13 protein-coding genes and 1 pseudogene are annotated in these 14,524 nt (G+C 59.3%); 11 read left to right on the top strand and 3 right to left on the bottom strand.

All coding sequences use genetic code 11. From position 1 onward, the window contains the following. The first annotated feature begins 222 nt into the window (after positions 1-222). From BLW62_RS03790 to BLW62_RS03805, 4 genes are all read left to right on the top strand, one after another. Complete coding sequence (locus tag BLW62_RS03790) at positions 223-1,398, top strand: M20 family metallopeptidase (RefSeq protein WP_090505322.1); 1,176 nt, start codon at positions 223-225, stop codon at positions 1,396-1,398. Between the two features lie 140 nt (positions 1,399-1,538). Beyond that, positions 1,539-1,730 carry a hypothetical protein gene (locus BLW62_RS03795; RefSeq protein WP_090505324.1) on the top strand — a complete coding sequence of 64 codons (192 nt, stop codon included), beginning with the start codon at positions 1,539-1,541 and terminating at the stop codon, positions 1,728-1,730. Beyond that, positions 1,723-3,180, top strand: coding sequence for a sodium:solute symporter family protein (locus tag BLW62_RS03800; protein ID WP_090505326.1), 1,458 nt, complete (start codon positions 1,723-1,725; stop codon positions 3,178-3,180). The genes BLW62_RS03795 and BLW62_RS03800 overlap by 8 nt, the downstream gene beginning before the upstream one ends. Before the next feature lie 419 nt (positions 3,181-3,599). Beyond that, positions 3,600-3,800 carry a hypothetical protein gene (locus BLW62_RS03805; RefSeq protein WP_090505329.1) on the top strand — a complete coding sequence of 67 codons (201 nt, stop codon included), beginning with the start codon at positions 3,600-3,602 and terminating at the stop codon, positions 3,798-3,800. Between the two features lie 234 nt (positions 3,801-4,034). Here the strand turns inward: BLW62_RS03805 and BLW62_RS03810 are convergent, their stop codons facing one another. Then, entirely contained in the window at positions 4,035-4,430 is a 396-nt protein-coding gene (locus tag BLW62_RS03810) for a DUF7282 domain-containing protein (protein ID WP_090505330.1), read from the bottom strand. A gap of 202 nt (positions 4,431-4,632) precedes the next feature. Between BLW62_RS03810 and BLW62_RS19200 the strand changes: the two are divergent. Beyond that, a pseudogene (locus BLW62_RS19200) lies at positions 4,633-5,211 on the top strand (5-methylcytosine restriction system specificity protein McrC); the annotation flags it as partial. A 100-nt stretch (positions 5,212-5,311) separates the two neighbouring features. Next, entirely contained in the window at positions 5,312-6,091 is a 780-nt protein-coding gene (locus tag BLW62_RS03820) for a class I SAM-dependent methyltransferase (protein ID WP_090505334.1), read from the top strand. A gap of 116 nt (positions 6,092-6,207) precedes the next feature. Here the strand turns inward: BLW62_RS03820 and BLW62_RS03825 are convergent, their stop codons facing one another. Continuing rightward, complete coding sequence (locus BLW62_RS03825; protein ID WP_090505336.1) at positions 6,208-7,371, bottom strand: sensor histidine kinase; 1,164 nt, start codon at positions 7,369-7,371, stop codon at positions 6,208-6,210. Between the two features lie 383 nt (positions 7,372-7,754). Between BLW62_RS03825 and BLW62_RS03830 the strand changes: the two genes are divergently transcribed. The 5 genes from BLW62_RS03830 (at position 7,755) to BLW62_RS03850 (ending at position 13,373) form a co-directional block, all read left to right on the top strand. After that, positions 7,755-8,378, top strand: a complete 624-nt coding sequence (locus tag BLW62_RS03830) for an OsmC family protein (protein ID WP_090505338.1) — start codon at positions 7,755-7,757, stop codon at positions 8,376-8,378. 228 nt (positions 8,379-8,606) lie between these two features. Continuing rightward, positions 8,607-9,053: a DUF2085 domain-containing protein gene (locus tag BLW62_RS03835; protein WP_090505340.1), complete on the top strand. Its 447-nt coding sequence runs from the start codon at positions 8,607-8,609 to the stop codon at positions 9,051-9,053. A gap of 52 nt (positions 9,054-9,105) precedes the next feature. Next, positions 9,106-9,552, top strand: a complete 447-nt coding sequence (locus tag BLW62_RS03840) for an NINE protein (protein WP_090505342.1) — start codon at positions 9,106-9,108, stop codon at positions 9,550-9,552. A 346-nt stretch (positions 9,553-9,898) separates the two neighbouring features. Continuing rightward, the gene (locus BLW62_RS03845) at positions 9,899-11,731 is read left to right on the top strand and encodes a cation:proton antiporter (protein WP_090505344.1); all 1,833 of its coding nucleotides are present in this window, start codon (positions 9,899-9,901) and stop codon (positions 11,729-11,731) included. Continuing rightward, positions 11,724-13,373, top strand: a complete 1,650-nt coding sequence (locus tag BLW62_RS03850; RefSeq protein WP_090505346.1) for a cation:proton antiporter — start codon at positions 11,724-11,726, stop codon at positions 13,371-13,373. The genes BLW62_RS03845 and BLW62_RS03850 overlap by 8 nt, the downstream gene beginning before the upstream one ends. A 139-nt stretch (positions 13,374-13,512) precedes the next feature. Here BLW62_RS03850 and BLW62_RS03860 read toward each other — a convergent pair whose 3' ends face one another. After that, positions 13,513-14,313, bottom strand: coding sequence for a helix-turn-helix transcriptional regulator (locus tag BLW62_RS03860; protein WP_090505350.1), 801 nt, complete (start codon positions 14,311-14,313; stop codon positions 13,513-13,515). Between the last annotated feature and the right edge of the window lie 211 nt (positions 14,314-14,524).

Below are 14,524 nucleotides of genomic sequence, written 5' to 3' on the forward strand. Positions count from 1 at the left end.
GGGAATGAAATTGGATAGGTAGTACAGCCCCAATATTTGACAATATGGCAAGTGAGAGCGTCTATCCCGGCTGATAGTGTGATATGGGTTTGACCAATAGATGGCACAATTAGGATCGTGTCCAATAAAGACAATCCATTCTGGATCCTATCCATCTATTGAGCAGATTATAATATTTAATTAGCGTCGTTCGGAACAGTTTTGCCGAATGCTCATGAACGGATGAGTGTGACTGACACACAATATACCGAACTGGAGACACTCATCGCGGAGTTAGTCAAAATTGAAACAGAAAATCCACCCGGCAACGAAGGTGACTGTGCTGAGTTCATTCAGTCGTGGTTCGCTGATCGCGGTATCGACGCCGACCTACTCACCGATCCCTATCCCGACCGCCCGCAAGTCGGAGTTTCCGTCGGTGATGGGGACCCAACGCTCGTTCTCAACGGTCACATCGACGTCGTTCCTGCAGGGGACCTCGAGCAGTGGGAGTACGATCCATACGGTGCAGAACGCGTCGGAAACTCACTGTATGGCCGCGGGAGCGTCGACATGAAAACGGGTGTTGCGATCGGTATGCTCGCAACGGTGGAGTTTGCAAACGCGATCGAGTCGGGCGATCTGTCGGGTTCGGTCGTGTTTCAGGCTGCTATCGGCGAGGAAACCGCCGAACCGGGCACGAAAACCCTGTTGGAACAGGGCTACGATGGTGATTACGGCGTCGTGCTCGAGCCAACCGGTTTCAAAACCGCAACGAGCGAAAAAGGACTCGCCTGGTACGAAATCAGCGTCGCCGGTGACCCCTCCCACGCGAGTCGGCCAGACCAAGGAGCGAACGCAATCGACGGTGCGCGGCCGGTACTGGATGCACTTGCTTCGTACGACGACACCGTCCGAGAACGATCTGCGGACCTCGTGGGACAGGCGTATGCGACGGTCACGATGCTCGAGGCCGGCACGAAAGAGAACGTCGTCCCGGAACGGGCGACGATCACGGTCGACCGTCGGTTCTTGCCCGACGAGACCGTTACCGATATCGACGCCGAAATCGACGAGTTGCTGTCCGACGTAGAATCAGAGCACGAGATTTCCACCTCGTGGACGCGTACCCGAACGTACGAATCGGCTGCAATCGATCCGGAGAGTCCGTTAGCGACCTCCTTTCGGGATCACTCCGCTGCACTCGCTGACGCCCCAACAGAGCCGTGGGGAGTGCAAGCGTCGACCGACGTCCGAAATTTCATAAACGACGCACAGACCGAGGCGATTACGTGGGGACCTGGCGACATGACACAGGCCCACACCTACAACGAGCACGTCGATCTCGAGGATGCAGCCACCGGCCTCGAAATCTTGCGTTCGGCTGGTCGGGAAATTCTCGCGGGAGAGAGTGGATAACGACGGTGGGGCTTCACTCGACGGACTGTCGCCACAGGCCGTGGAATATGTCCTAATATTCTCGTTAAAACTTGTATATAGTACATACTTTCCCCGGTAATTTTATAATACAGTGTCGTAATGTGTTGGTTAGACTTACCATGACTGTATTTGGCATGCCGGAATCGATGTTCCTGATATTCGTTGCGACCATAATTGCAGGAAACCTCGGCGCACTTCACTATGTCATCGTTCACGTACTACTCGGAAAGCCATTCGGTGACGAAGACGACGTCGAAGAGACCGAAGAGGAAGCAAAGCCGGTAATCGAAGCGGGTGAGGTCAATGATTGATCTGATTCCGGGTGATGCTAATCCGTACTACCTCGCAGCGTTCGTCCTCTACATGCTCCTCATCTTGGGGCTGGGAGTCTGGGGATACACCAGAACGAACGACGTGATGGATTTTTGGGTGTTTGGACAGGATATGGGGCCGACCCTCGCGACGTGGTCGCTCATCGCGAATTTCGTCAGCTCTGTGAGCGTAATCGGCTTTATCGGGTCTGTTTACGTCGAGGGCTATTCGTTGATGACTCACACCATCCTCGGATTGATGCTCGGGATCAGTGGATTGTACTTCGTCGTCGGCCGAGTCCGTGCACTCAACGTTCTCACGCTGCCCGATCTGATCGCAGAAGTGTCCGGCTACGACGTCGCACGGCCGATATCCGGGTCCGTCTTGCTCGCGAACGCCTGGCTCTATCTCATCATGCAACTCGTCGGTGCGAGTTTACTCGTTACAGCGATTACCGGCGTTCCCTACGAGTACATGGTCTGGGTGATCGGTGCCGTGTTCATCATCTACACCGTACTTGGCGGACTGGTGAGTGTCGCCTGGACCGATCTGGTCCAAGGCGTGATTATGGTGGCGGCAGTCGCCATCACGTTCGTCTATATGCTGTTCGATCTCGGTAGTTTCACTGCAATCAACGCCGAACTCGCTGCAGTCGACTCCGCGTTGGTCCATCCGACGAACGAGGGTACCTACACCGCCCTCATGATCGCAGCGACGATCGTCGCGTTCTTTGGATCGATATTCACCGAACAGAATATGCTCATCCGGATCGCCGCGACCAGAGACATCCGGACAGCAAAGATTCACCTCGCAGGAGCAGGCGCAGTGTTGTCCATATTTTACTCGTTGCTCATTATCCTCGGCGGCGCAACGACCGTCGCGTTGCTCGAGAGCGGATTAGCCGTCGACGACCCCGATGCAGCGTTCCCCGTCCTCATTACAGACTACGTCTCGACGGGAATTGGCGTCGTCATCATACTCGCCGTGATGAGCGCGATTCTCTCGACCACCGACACACGGCTTCACTCGACGGGTATCACGACGGCTCGAGACATCTACAGTTACTTCAAGCCCGACGCAGCCGAAACGCGCCTGATGACGGTCTCACGAATCGCGACCGTCGTCTTCGGAATCTCGGCGACTGCGGCCGCGGTCGATCCGCCGGGGACGATCATCGAACTGTACAATCTCCGTGCGGTGTTGTTGACCAGCGCGTTCCTCGTTCCCGTCTACGTCGCGATGTACTGGTCCGATCTCGATGGACGAGCGATCGTCGCCGCGGTCGCCGGCGGTGGGATCCTTGGGCTCGGGACCGATCTTATCGACGGTGGAATCGGCGCGGTCCCATCGGCGTTCATCGGAATCGGAACCGGAACCATCGTACTCCTCGTCGTCCACCACCTTCTCCCGGATTCGGACGACGGTCCCGATCCGGCCGGCGGCGACTGACCCGTCGGTGCGTTATTGCTGGTGTAAACAGATTCGCGACGACGCGAACACGCGAGTTCCACCCCTCAGTTCGAAAAACCGCCTCCAGTGACTGTTACTCAAGCGTTCCGAGACCAACCTCACACCCACGGGAATGCGTAGTTGGCCATCGGTCCGACACCAGTGAGCGAGCCTCCCGGCCGATCACAGATTGGATAGCGCCGAAATTCGTGTCGTCGCTCGAGTCGAATCACACCCATACCCATGTCACTTGTTTTCACGCCTCTGCAACTGGCACGATTATCTATCATGAACTTTTATAACCAAGGAGGCTGAAGGGGTGAGTACAGATGTCGGTCGTACACGTAGTAGCGTAACTTCGCCCCCTTCATCCAGACGAGTCCGTACCGATTTCGACGAACGTCATACACCGACCGACAATGAGCACCCAACACCCACACACCGACGCACAATCCGACCGACCAACCCCACCGACCACACCGACAGACCCGATCGTCGTTGAGACGACTCAGCCAACTACCGAGCACGCCCCACGAACGTTCTCCTATCAGAACCGGGCCCAACTCGAGAACCTGATCGACGAGTTCAACACCGCGTTCGCCAACGCCTCGAGCACGTAAGTTCGAAATTCGTTCTCTCGCACAATCCAAACCGTCTTTGGAGCGACTGCGTTAGACTCGAGTGGCCGATGACGATTCACTCGCTCCGAGCCGGACTCGGCATTCGGTTGTGACGAGCCCTATGAGTGCCGAGGCCATCGTTTCACACGTTCCGTTCTCGTGCTGGTGCAGACCTCTTGGAACGGCTGTCTACAGAAAAGCAGATCGATGCGGTTCACAGCGTCTGCTGGCGTACTACTCGACTATGTACTCGATGTCTCGAGTTGTATTCCCGGTAAACTGTTCTCCATCTTCCTCGGCGTGGATGCCGATTCGGACCTCCCTGTCTTCCTCGATTACCGGATCGAGATCGATCTGGACGTCCTCTTGTGTCGTTCCGGCTTCGAACGTGTCCGACGAGGATGTCTCGTCGTCGTAGTGTGCGTGGAGGAAGTAGTCCTTCTCGGCGGTGACCGATTCGACGACGACGGTTTCACCGTCTCCGGTCTGGTCGTTTGCGACCAGCGAGAACGACTCCGATTCCGTCTCGGAGGTCTCTTCTCTACTAATACAGCCGGCTGCTATAAGAGACAGCGGTACGACACTTCCGTACTTCAGAACCTGTCTCCGAAGACGTTCGTTCGAGGTCACAGTCACCGATACGGGATCGTCACACTATAAGCACTATCCGTTTTCACTCACCCAGCAAAACGAAAATATATCTGATATATGTCTGACGTAACACTGGAGTCCACCGTACTAATCGCGCCGAAAGCATGATTCGAGAGGAGATCCGAATGATGGCTGTTCGAGCACGAAATTCCGTCTCCGTTCGTTACTCGTCTCACTCCCAGACGGGCCAACACTCCAGATCCGACCGAAAGCTGGACAGACCAACCTCCTCACTCTCCTCCGATATGCTCAGGGGGTACAGTCTGAGACGATCGAAGAGAAGACATCAATCTCCGCTGGACGAACGGTCATTGGGGCGCTTGCAGCGCTGTTTGAAGCCGAACTCGAGGCAGTGATACGTCAGGGACTCCACCGCGATTATCGTCGTGTAGAGGAAGACGAAGAACATCTTCGGGGGCGGCTAAACGTACAAAAACAGATCCAGCGTCAGGGGATCACACCCACTCGATTCGAATGCTCCTATGACGAACTCACCTACGACACAATTCCTAACAAAGCCGCCCTCTTCGAAGCAACACATCTTACTCGGTTTGTTCGAGATCAAACCCTCGAGCGGGCACTTCAGAAGCATTGTCATCGATTGCGTCAACGAGTATCCCTCGAGCCAGTACGACCGGCTGATCGTGATACTGGTAAGTCGTTCCTGTTCGAGTGTCGAGGCCGTTACATTCTCGAACGACACCGAATACCCTACACGACAGTCATCGAGCGATTCCATTTCTGCAACCAACTACGCTAACCACCCAGACACTCATTACTACACGTTTGAGTGAGCCTACAGATTGGTTTTCCAACCATACTCTTGTGAGATGTTCACGAGCTGGTGAGTGTGATTCACGATGAACGATCTCGAGGTCGCTGACTACTTCGACGCGAATACGAACGCGTACCGGAACGAACGGACCGTGGACGCGGTCGAATCCTGGCCGCTCGTCGACGAACGTCTCGAGGACGCGGCGAGTGAGGGTGACCGACTGCTCGAGATCGGCTGCGGAGACGGGCTGTTTCTCGAGTACGTCCTCGAGCACACGGACATCGAGGAGGGGTACGGAATGGACATCTCGGCCGAAATGCTGCCCGACGACGAGCGATACCGCGGGCGGTATCTGCAGGCCTCGGCGACGAAACTGCCGTTGCCGTTCGCGCCCGAATCGTTCGACTTCGTCGTCATGGGTGATGTCCTCCACCATCTCGTCGGACCGACTCGAGCGGACTCTAAACGACGGGCGCAGATAGCGTTGCTCGAGGCGACGACGCTGTTGAAAGAGGGCGGCCACCTGATCGTCAAAGACATCTACTACGAGAGCCCGGTGGGGCCGAAGACGCTCACCTCACAGGGTATCTTCTACGGGCTGAAACACGCCACGAGGCTCGCCGAAGCGGTCGACGAAGAGGTTGTACCCGGCCTGCTGGTATCGTTTTACACGCGCGGAGAGTTCCACGAGATGGTCCGACAGGCCGGCACGACGATCGTCCAAGAAGAAGTCGACGTCAAAGAACAGTCCACTCTCTCGAGACGGGTATTGGTCGGCGAATCCGCGTGTATCCGGTTGTACGCCCGGAAAAACCGGCGGAACGTAATTGACAACGAGCGTTCCGAGAACGTAGACCGCCCGTAGCACCCGCCAGATCGCGCCAGTCCAACCGACGGAAGCGTGCTCGCCGGCAGATTCAACCGACGGGAACGCGTCCGAAGGCGAGTACTCCGCAGAAGCCAGAGTACTCCGCAAAAGCCTCATCGCGCTGGTTTCGAGGGTGCTTGGGCTGGGGGAAGGGTGAACGTAAAGGTCGTACCCACGCCGGGTTCGGAATCGATCCAGATGGTCCCGCCGTGGCGCTCGACGATCCGTCGGCACAACGCGAGTCCAATCCCCGTCCCAGCGTGTTCTTCGTGACTGTGGAGACGTTGGAACACCTCGAAGACGCGATCTTGTTGCTCGGGTGGAATACCGATACCCTCGTCCCGGACGAATACCTGCCACCTCGAGTTCGTTCGCGTCGCCCCGACGTGCACGCGAGGGGGGTCGTCGCCGCTGTACTCGAGCGCGTTGCTGAGCAAGTTTTGGAACACCTGTCGGAGTTGGCGTGGGTCGCCCGCGACTCGAGGTAACGCGTCGCTGGTAATCTCCGCGTCGCTGTCGTCGATCTGTAATTCGAGGTTTTGCTGGACGTCCGCGAGGAGTGCATCGAGGTCGACCGATTCGAAGGACTCGCCTCGCGTCTCGATTCGAGAGTACTCGAGGAGGCCGTCGATCATCTCTTTCATTCGCTCTGCGCCGTCGACGGCGTAGTCGATGAATTCGTCGGCGTCGTCGTCCAGTTCGTCCGCGTAGCGACGTTCCAGAAGTGAGAGGTAACTCGTGATCATCCGCAGTGGCTCCTCGAGGTCGTGTGAGACGGCGTAGGCGAACTGCTCGAGGCGTTCGTTCGACGCCTCGAGTTGGGCCTGGAGGCGTTGTAAGTCCTCGTTGCGCTGTGTGAGCTCGCGGGCACTCGCCTTGGCTCGGGCGTCGTACATACCGACGCCCAGCCCCGCGACGCTACTGAGGGCAGTGAGGACGAGGATCTCGCGGTACGGGTTGCGCAGACTGTCAGCGGGCTGAAAGTGGTAGAGACTCAACAGAACGAACATTACCCCGACGGCACCGAGGGTCCAGCCGCCGATCAGCGGATACAGGTCGGAATCGAGATCGGCGTGTACCAACTGGAACCCACCATAGAGGAGAACGAAGGCCGGGCCGCCGGTGAGTAAGATGATGACGGCGACGTTCGAGTACGGTTCGCCGCTGGACAACCGCAAACTCGCCCAGACGAGCGAGAGCGTTGCGTACGTAAGGCCGAGAAAGAGGATGACCCCTCTGCCACTGGTTGGGGAGACGTACCGAGTCACGAACGCCATCAGTACCAATCCGAACGCTGAAAAGGTAGGCGTTTTGTACGGATTCGATGAGTGTCACGCAGGTGTGAGAGACCCGTCCGTCGGTAATCTCGTATTGACGACACCGTGAATGGGTTGAATACGGTGAATGGGTTGAATACGAACATACTGTAGTAGGCGGGAGACCCAGAACCCGCTCTCGACGAGGACGGTTGCTGATCCCACAAGCCGAACGCTCACACTGCCGTCTCTCTGGACGACCGGAACCCACTCCCGGCTGTTCGGTACTAGTCGCTCCGGTAGACACCCACGCTGCGTGGTAGAGCCACCAAAACGGACTGTACGCGAGTATCGCAATAGCAGGTTAAGACCGCTGACGACGAACCTCTACTCGAGGGAGTATCATGACGACAGACGACCACCAAACCACGATGGATCGAACCGGCGAGGTCGAACACGGCCTCGACGCCGGCGACTTCCAGGAATTCATCGAGTGGTTCGAGGCGAACCCGGACGACGGCATGCTCGAGTTCCGCGCCTCGGGCGACACCGAAGCGGTGGCGAACCGCACGACGGCGACAATCGGCGACTGGGCGCTCGGCGGTGACGAGATGGGTGACGAACGCGAACACGTCCTCGAGTTCGGTCTCCCACCGGAACTCGAGGCGGCGATGGGCTACCTCGAGCCGACGGACCGCTACGAGGCGATCGAAGGTGCACTCGCGGGGCTCACCGCGTGCATCAACGGCACGATCGTCTGGAACGCGATCCGTGAGGGGATCGACGTCGAGGACGTGACGACGACCGTTCGCGCGCCGGTCGATCTCAGCATGCTGTTCGGTATCCACGACACGGACCGGGCGGACGAGATGTACGGCGAACTCGAGATCGACGTCGAAGTGACCGGCGACCTGACCCCCGAGGAGCAATCGGCCGTGCGCGACTACCCGAAGCGCTCGCCAGTCTACACGCTCGTGACGCTCGAGCAGCCCAACAGGCCTCGAGTGGAGTTCCAGACAGCAGCGTGAGCCCACGACTATTTTTTCTCACCGCGAGTCGCTCCAGAGGCGTTCCGCGTCGGTGAAACGGTCCGTTCGAGTGGCCATGCGGTCGCCATCACCCGCCATCGACGTGTCTGTAAATTAGATCGAACAGCGAACACGTCGGGTTCGTCGTCTCAATGGCGAGGTCGAGAGGTGTCGCTCTCCCGCCCGCATATCCACAACGTTCACTTCGGCTGGCGGTCGCTTTGGAGTATGAAAATCGATCTCGCGGAACTTCGGAGGGGAGTGGCTTCGATGGGGCCGTACGTCCTTTCCCATCACCTGCTCTCCGAGCGCCACCGGTGCTATTCGCCGACCGTCTTCGGCCGTCGGGTCGATCTCTGTTCCCGGTGTCTCGGCATCTATCCGGGCATCTTACTGGGCCTGTACGTCGCCAATGCGGGCCATTTTGGTGCGAACAGTCTGCTCGTCGTCGCGGTGTTCCCCCTTCCCGCCCTCCTCGATTGGACCCTCACGACGTATACGAAGCGTCGGGGGTACAACGTCGTCCGCACGGCGACCGGGTTCTTGCTCGGGTACGGGTACGGTCTCGGACTCGTGCGCTTGTTCCTCAAGGCCGATAGTCGCGTCTTCGGCGTGGGGATCGCGTACGCGGTAGTCGCCGGGATGTTACTGTACGTCGGTAAAATCAACAACTGACCGACAAATACTCTTTTATAGGGCCTGTGTCATCATTCGGAAAGAACACGGAATGGCATACTGTACAACCTGTGGGGCGGAACTCAGAGATGAGGCCGAGGTGTGTCCCAATTGTGGGGTTGGGCAAGCGCCGGGGGCGAAGGCGGCCGACCGAAACCACGCCGACGGCGAAAAATATTGTGTCGAGTGCGGCGAATTGATCCACGAACGGGCCGAAATCTGTCCCGAGTGTGGGGTCCGTCAGCCCTCTTACGGGCAGACAGCAGGCTCGCACGACTCGGATAAGATCGTAGCCGGAATTCTCGCACTGTTACTCGGATCCCTCGGAGCACACAAGTTCTATCAGGGGCACATCCTGTACGGCGTCCTCTACCTGTGTTTCTTCTGGACAGGCATTCCGGGCCTTCTCGGCATCATCGAAGGCATACTCATGCTGGTCGCAGACGACGACGTCTACGCCGAAAAGTACGCTGACGGAAGCATCCTCGGTGCGCTGTAATTCGGAGGGAGATACCACGGACGGCCGCTCGAGGACAGTTATCGAACGGACGTCGCGAAATCCCACACCTCACGCTCGAGCAGTCACCGCGCTCAGTACCGTGTCTGCTATCTCGTAGGACTCGAGCAGCCACTCTCGCTTCGAGTGACAGTGGAAACTGAAAGACCGTGGGAACACCGTCATGCAATCGATTAGCACGATGGTTCCACCTCTCAGTGTTGGTATAGGTCACCGCTCGTGTACTTTTCCCAAACCGGAGATACTGCAGCGACAAGCCTTTTCTGCCCGTGTCAGGAACAATTAGTGACTACCGCTGAATCGTCGCCGACCAGTTTGACTGAGGACTATGTCGCTCGGAGGAATTGCACTGGCTACGGATTTCGCGTTGCTCATCGTGGCTGCGGCCGTCCTCAGTTACATCGCCAGGCTGACAAAACAGCCGACGATCGTCGCCTACGTGTTGACGGGGGTCGTCGTCGGCCCGATCGGCCTCGGCATCGTCGCCGAGGATCAACTGATCGAGATCATCGCGGAATTGGGGCTTGGCTTCTTGTTGTTCGTTCTGGGGATCGAGATGCGCTTCGACGACATCAAGGAGATCATGCGCCCCGTCGGTGCGATTGCGCTCGGCCAGGCTGTTTTGCAGGCCATCGCGTCGACTGGCGTCGCTCTCCTCCTCGGCTTCACGCTCTTTCAGTCGCTGATGATCGCGCTCGCGACGACGTTCGGTGCGACGCCGATCATCGTCAAAGTGCTCGGGGACAAAGAAGATTTGAAAGCACTCTACGGCAAGGTCGACGTCGGAATTCTGATCTTCCAGGACATCTACCTCGTGTTGGCCCTCGCGATTCTCTCCGTCGGAGCCGTCGACGACCTCGGGGAGATCGCGTTCAGTATCGGGCGCGTACTGGTGTTGATGGGGGTCATCGGCGTCGCCGCCTACCTCGGGAGCAAATACCTCCTGCCGACGCTGTTGCGCGCCAGCGCCGCGAACAAGAGCACGCTCTTTACCGTCGGCATCGGCTGGGCGTTTCTGTTCATCTTCGCCGCGGAATCGCTCGAGCTCTCCGTCGAGGTCGGTGCCTTCCTCGCCGGCCTCGCACTCGCACAACTCCCCTACAGCACGGAGCTCAAGGAGCGAATGCGCCCGGCGACGAACTTCTTCATCGCGATTTTCTTCGCGAGCATCGCCCTCCAGATGGAAGTCGATCAACTGCTCGCCTACTGGCAGGAAGCGATTATCGCTGCCGTGATGTTGATCATCCTCAACTTCTTCATCGTTTTCGGGCTCTTCTACAGCCAGCGCTTCGATATCGAGACCTCGTTCCTCGGGACGATTTCGATGCTCCAGGTCAGCGAGTTTTCGCTCGTCCTCGGCACGTTAGCCGTCAACGAGGGTTTCATCGAAGAAGGGATCCTCGGCTTCCTCAGCCTGATGGCGCTGATCACGATGCCGGTTTCGACCTACTACGTGATCTACAACAGGCAGATATTCGAACTCGTCAGGCCGTACCTCGAGCGACTCGAGCGCGAGGACACCATCGAGGCCCAGCCGGTCGAGTACGACGACCACGCGGTGTGCGTCGGCTACAGCCGCCTCTCGGCCGAACTCGCCGAGGTGCTCGAGGACGACGTGGACGACGTCGTCTTCGTCGAGGACCGAGCCGAGTACGTCGAGGAACTCTCCGAACGTGAACACGGCTTCATCTTCGGCAACGCTCGACACGGCGACATTCGTCAGGAAGCGAACGTCGGCGGCGCGACCGTCCTGATCAGCGTCGCCCAGCGAACGGACGTCAACCTGCGGCTCGTCGAGGACGCACCCGACGCGCTCTCCATCGTGACGGCGACGACCGACGCCGAAGCCGAACGCCTCCGCGAGGCCGGCGCGGACTACGTCGTGTTAGAACGCGAACTCGTCGGCGAGGAGTTCGAAACCGTCCTCGAGTTACTCGACGACCCCGAAGCATTCGAACGGCGACTCGAGGCGCTGAACGACCGTGTGAGCGAACACGAGCGACCGGTCGATACCGTCGCGACCGACGACGACGGAGCGGATGCCGACGCGGCCGAGGGAACCGACTCGAGCAGTTGGGGCGAGTCGGACGGCCGAAGCGAACCGAACGACCGGGTCGACACGGACGACCCGACCGACAGCGGTGGTGAGAACGATGTATGATATCCTCCTCGCACTGACGCTGATATTCGTGCTCGCAGCCGCGTTGTTACTCGTCGCCGCCCGAAAGGGGCTCTCGGTGATCCCGTTTTACCTCCTCGCGGGCATCGTCGCTGGAGCGGCGATCGACGAGACGCAACTGCTCGACCTCGCGCAGTGGGGTATCGCCTTCCTCGTGTTCCTCTTCGGCGTCCACGTCGACCTCGAGGCAGTTCGGTCGACCGGCCGGGTCAGCGTCACCGTCGGGGTAGTGCAGGCAACCGTCGTCGGGGCGCTGACGGTCGGCGTTGGGCTCGCTTTCGGCCTCGATCCCCTGAATGCCGGCTACCTGGGTATCGCTGCCGCGTTGAGTTCCTCGCTCGTGGCGACCAGCTACCTCGGCACCGAGCGCGACGTCCGTCCGACCTACCAGCAACTCGCGGAGTCGATCCACCTCACGGAGGACCTGCTCGGCGTGCTCGTCGTCCTCTCGTTGAGCGCGTTCGTCTACGCTGCGACGCCCGCCTGGGAACAGTTCGCCGTCGCGGGCGGCCTGCTCGCGCTCGCAGTCGGCATTCGATACCTCCTCTTTCACCGACTGACGGCACGACTTCGCGGCGATTCGGAAGTGATGATGCTGATCGGCATCTCGTTCGTCGTCGGCTTCATCGCGCTCGCCGAAGCCGCAGACCTCTCGATCGTCGTCGGCGCGTTCGCCGCCGGCATCGCCATCGCCGACGACTATCCACACTCCCTCGAGTTAGTCGACACCGTCGACGACCTCGAGGACTTCTTCTCGCCGATCTTCTTCATCACGCTCGGGGCGCTGGTGGCTATCCCGTCGCTCGAGTCGCTCGGATACACGCTCGTGTTGGTGATCGCGGTCGTGATCGTCAATCCGCTCATCGTCGCGTTCGTTCTGCTCAGACGCGGCTTCGACGGTCGAAGCGCAGTGTTGACAGGACTCACCCTCGATCAGGTGAGTACGTTCAGCCTCTTCATCGCGATCGAAGCGTTCGCCGCGGACCAGATCGCTCGAGAGGTCTTCAACGCCATCGTCCTCGCTGCAGTCGTAACGATGCTCGTCGCGACGTACACTGGTCGTCACGCCGGCGAGATCAACCGCTGGCTTCGCGATCGAGGCGTCGCCCAGCGACTCGGCGAATCGGTCGGTAACCGAACGTCGGTCGCGGACGACCTCTCGGACCACGTCATCGTCGTCGACTTCGAACACGGCGGTCGACAGGTCCTCGAGGCCTGTTCGCGTCTCGACCGGCCGACGCTCGTGATCGAGGACGATCCACTCCTGCTCGAGGAGGTTCGTGACTCGTGTGAACACTACGTCTACGGCGACGTGGCGAACGACGACGTCTGGGAGTACGCGAATCTCGAGTCCGCCGCACTCGTCGTCTCCCTGACGCCGGAACACGACCGCGCCGAGGCCGTCGTCGACCTCGAGACGGACGTCTCGCGCGTGGTCCGCGTCGACGAGGCCGAGACGGCCGAGGCGTTCCTCGATCGCGGCGTGGACGCGGTGTTGAATCCGGATACGATCGCCGCAGACCGCGTCGGAGACGACCTCGAGGCGCTCCTCTCGGAGGAACTCTCTCGCGAGGAGTTCGTCGAGCGCAGCCGTGACCAGGCAGGTGGTTCGAGAGAAGCGTGACCGATCCACGACGTTTCGGCGGGGAGCGAGACTACCGGAGACGACTACCAACGTCGATCACGTACGGATACGACCACGACGATCTGGACAGTGCCGTCACGGTGTCGACGATGGCGAAAGCGAACGTGCCGACGAACGCTCACTCGAGAAACTCGTCGCTCGATACCTCGAGCGAGTCGGCGCGTTCCCAGTAGTCATCGACGGTTTCTCGGGCCCACGAGCGCACGACTTCGTCGTCAGTATCGATCGAGGCCCGCAAAACGCCGTGTTCGTCGCGAACGAGCAGGTAGACGACGTCGTCGAGGAGCATAACCGCGAGCGGGACGCCGTCCTCGCGGACGCGAACCGCTGCATCGTCTTCCTCGAGGAGTTCCTCGAGTCGAGTTTGTAACTCGTCGTCGGTGGCGAGTGCGTCGATCGCTCGCCGCGAGAAGACGCCTTTGAAGGCTTGCTCCCCACTCGCCGTTCGCTCCTGTACGACCGTCAGCGTCTGTTCGTTAAACGCGTGTGAGACGGTCCACACCTCGTCGGCGTCCTCGAGTAACTCGAGCAGGCGCGACAGCGGCGCGTTCGGGCGCATCTGTGACGGCGTCGTGATGTTCGCGTCGGCTAATCGCCTGAGGTCGAACGTCAGCGAGTCGGTTGGAAGGTACTCGACGACACCGCGAAGCCGCTGTTCGGTCTCGATTATCTCCCGGAGGTCGGTGAATCCCGAACTGACGAGTCGTCCCGTCGCAGTCGCGACGTACGTACTTCCCTCGCGTTCGATCCACGCGCGGTCTCGAAAATCGTTCAAAATACGACCCAGCGTCGCCTGTGAGGCCCCTGTCTCCGCAGCGAGTTCGTTTCGCGTCCGCTCACTCGTCGCGAGCGAGTCGAGTACCGCCACGCGATTCGGTGACAGCGCGAGGAACTCGATCTCCTCGAGTGCCGATTCCATACGTCCATCTTCGGGTGCGTCGAGTTAGTGCTTTCGCACCGTGAAATGATTTCACAGTGTGATACCACGGGGCGCACGTGAGTTCGTTTCCCGGAACGTGCGCCTTTCTCGCCCCTCCACAATTTCCTGCCGTGCAGTATTTTCTGAATTAAACTATCCCCGCTGGGTCCGTAGCACGAGATACGATGTCCCATCTCTCTCCACGCCGACG

The organism is Natronorubrum sediminis, assembly GCF_900108095.1.
GTDB lineage: Archaea > Halobacteriota > Halobacteria > Halobacteriales > Natrialbaceae > Natronorubrum > Natronorubrum sediminis.

Bases quoted from the DNA above. Each gene is read 5' to 3' on its own strand.
- BLW62_RS03860 (WP_090505350.1), bottom strand. From the start codon at position 14,313: ATGGAATCGGCACTCGAGGAGATCGAGTTCCTCGCGCTGTCACCGAAT.
- BLW62_RS03820 (WP_090505334.1), top strand. From the start codon at position 5,312: ATGAACGATCTCGAGGTCGCTGACTACTTCGACGCGAATACGAACGCG.
- BLW62_RS03825 (WP_090505336.1), bottom strand. From the start codon at position 7,371: ATGGCGTTCGTGACTCGGTACGTCTCCCCAACCAGTGGCAGAGGGGTC.
- BLW62_RS03835 (WP_090505340.1), top strand. From the start codon at position 8,607: ATGAAAATCGATCTCGCGGAACTTCGGAGGGGAGTGGCTTCGATGGGG.
- BLW62_RS03845 (WP_090505344.1), top strand. From the start codon at position 9,899: ATGTCGCTCGGAGGAATTGCACTGGCTACGGATTTCGCGTTGCTCATC.
- BLW62_RS03850 (WP_090505346.1), top strand. From the start codon at position 11,724: ATGTATGATATCCTCCTCGCACTGACGCTGATATTCGTGCTCGCAGCC.
- BLW62_RS03800 (WP_090505326.1), top strand. From the start codon at position 1,723: ATGATTGATCTGATTCCGGGTGATGCTAATCCGTACTACCTCGCAGCG.
- BLW62_RS03790 (WP_090505322.1), top strand. From the start codon at position 223: ATGAGTGTGACTGACACACAATATACCGAACTGGAGACACTCATCGCG.
- BLW62_RS03830 (WP_090505338.1), top strand. From the start codon at position 7,755: ATGACGACAGACGACCACCAAACCACGATGGATCGAACCGGCGAGGTC.
- BLW62_RS03795 (WP_090505324.1), top strand. From the start codon at position 1,539: ATGACTGTATTTGGCATGCCGGAATCGATGTTCCTGATATTCGTTGCG.
- BLW62_RS03840 (WP_090505342.1), top strand. From the start codon at position 9,106: ATGGCATACTGTACAACCTGTGGGGCGGAACTCAGAGATGAGGCCGAG.
- BLW62_RS03805 (WP_090505329.1), top strand. From the start codon at position 3,600: ATGAGCACCCAACACCCACACACCGACGCACAATCCGACCGACCAACC.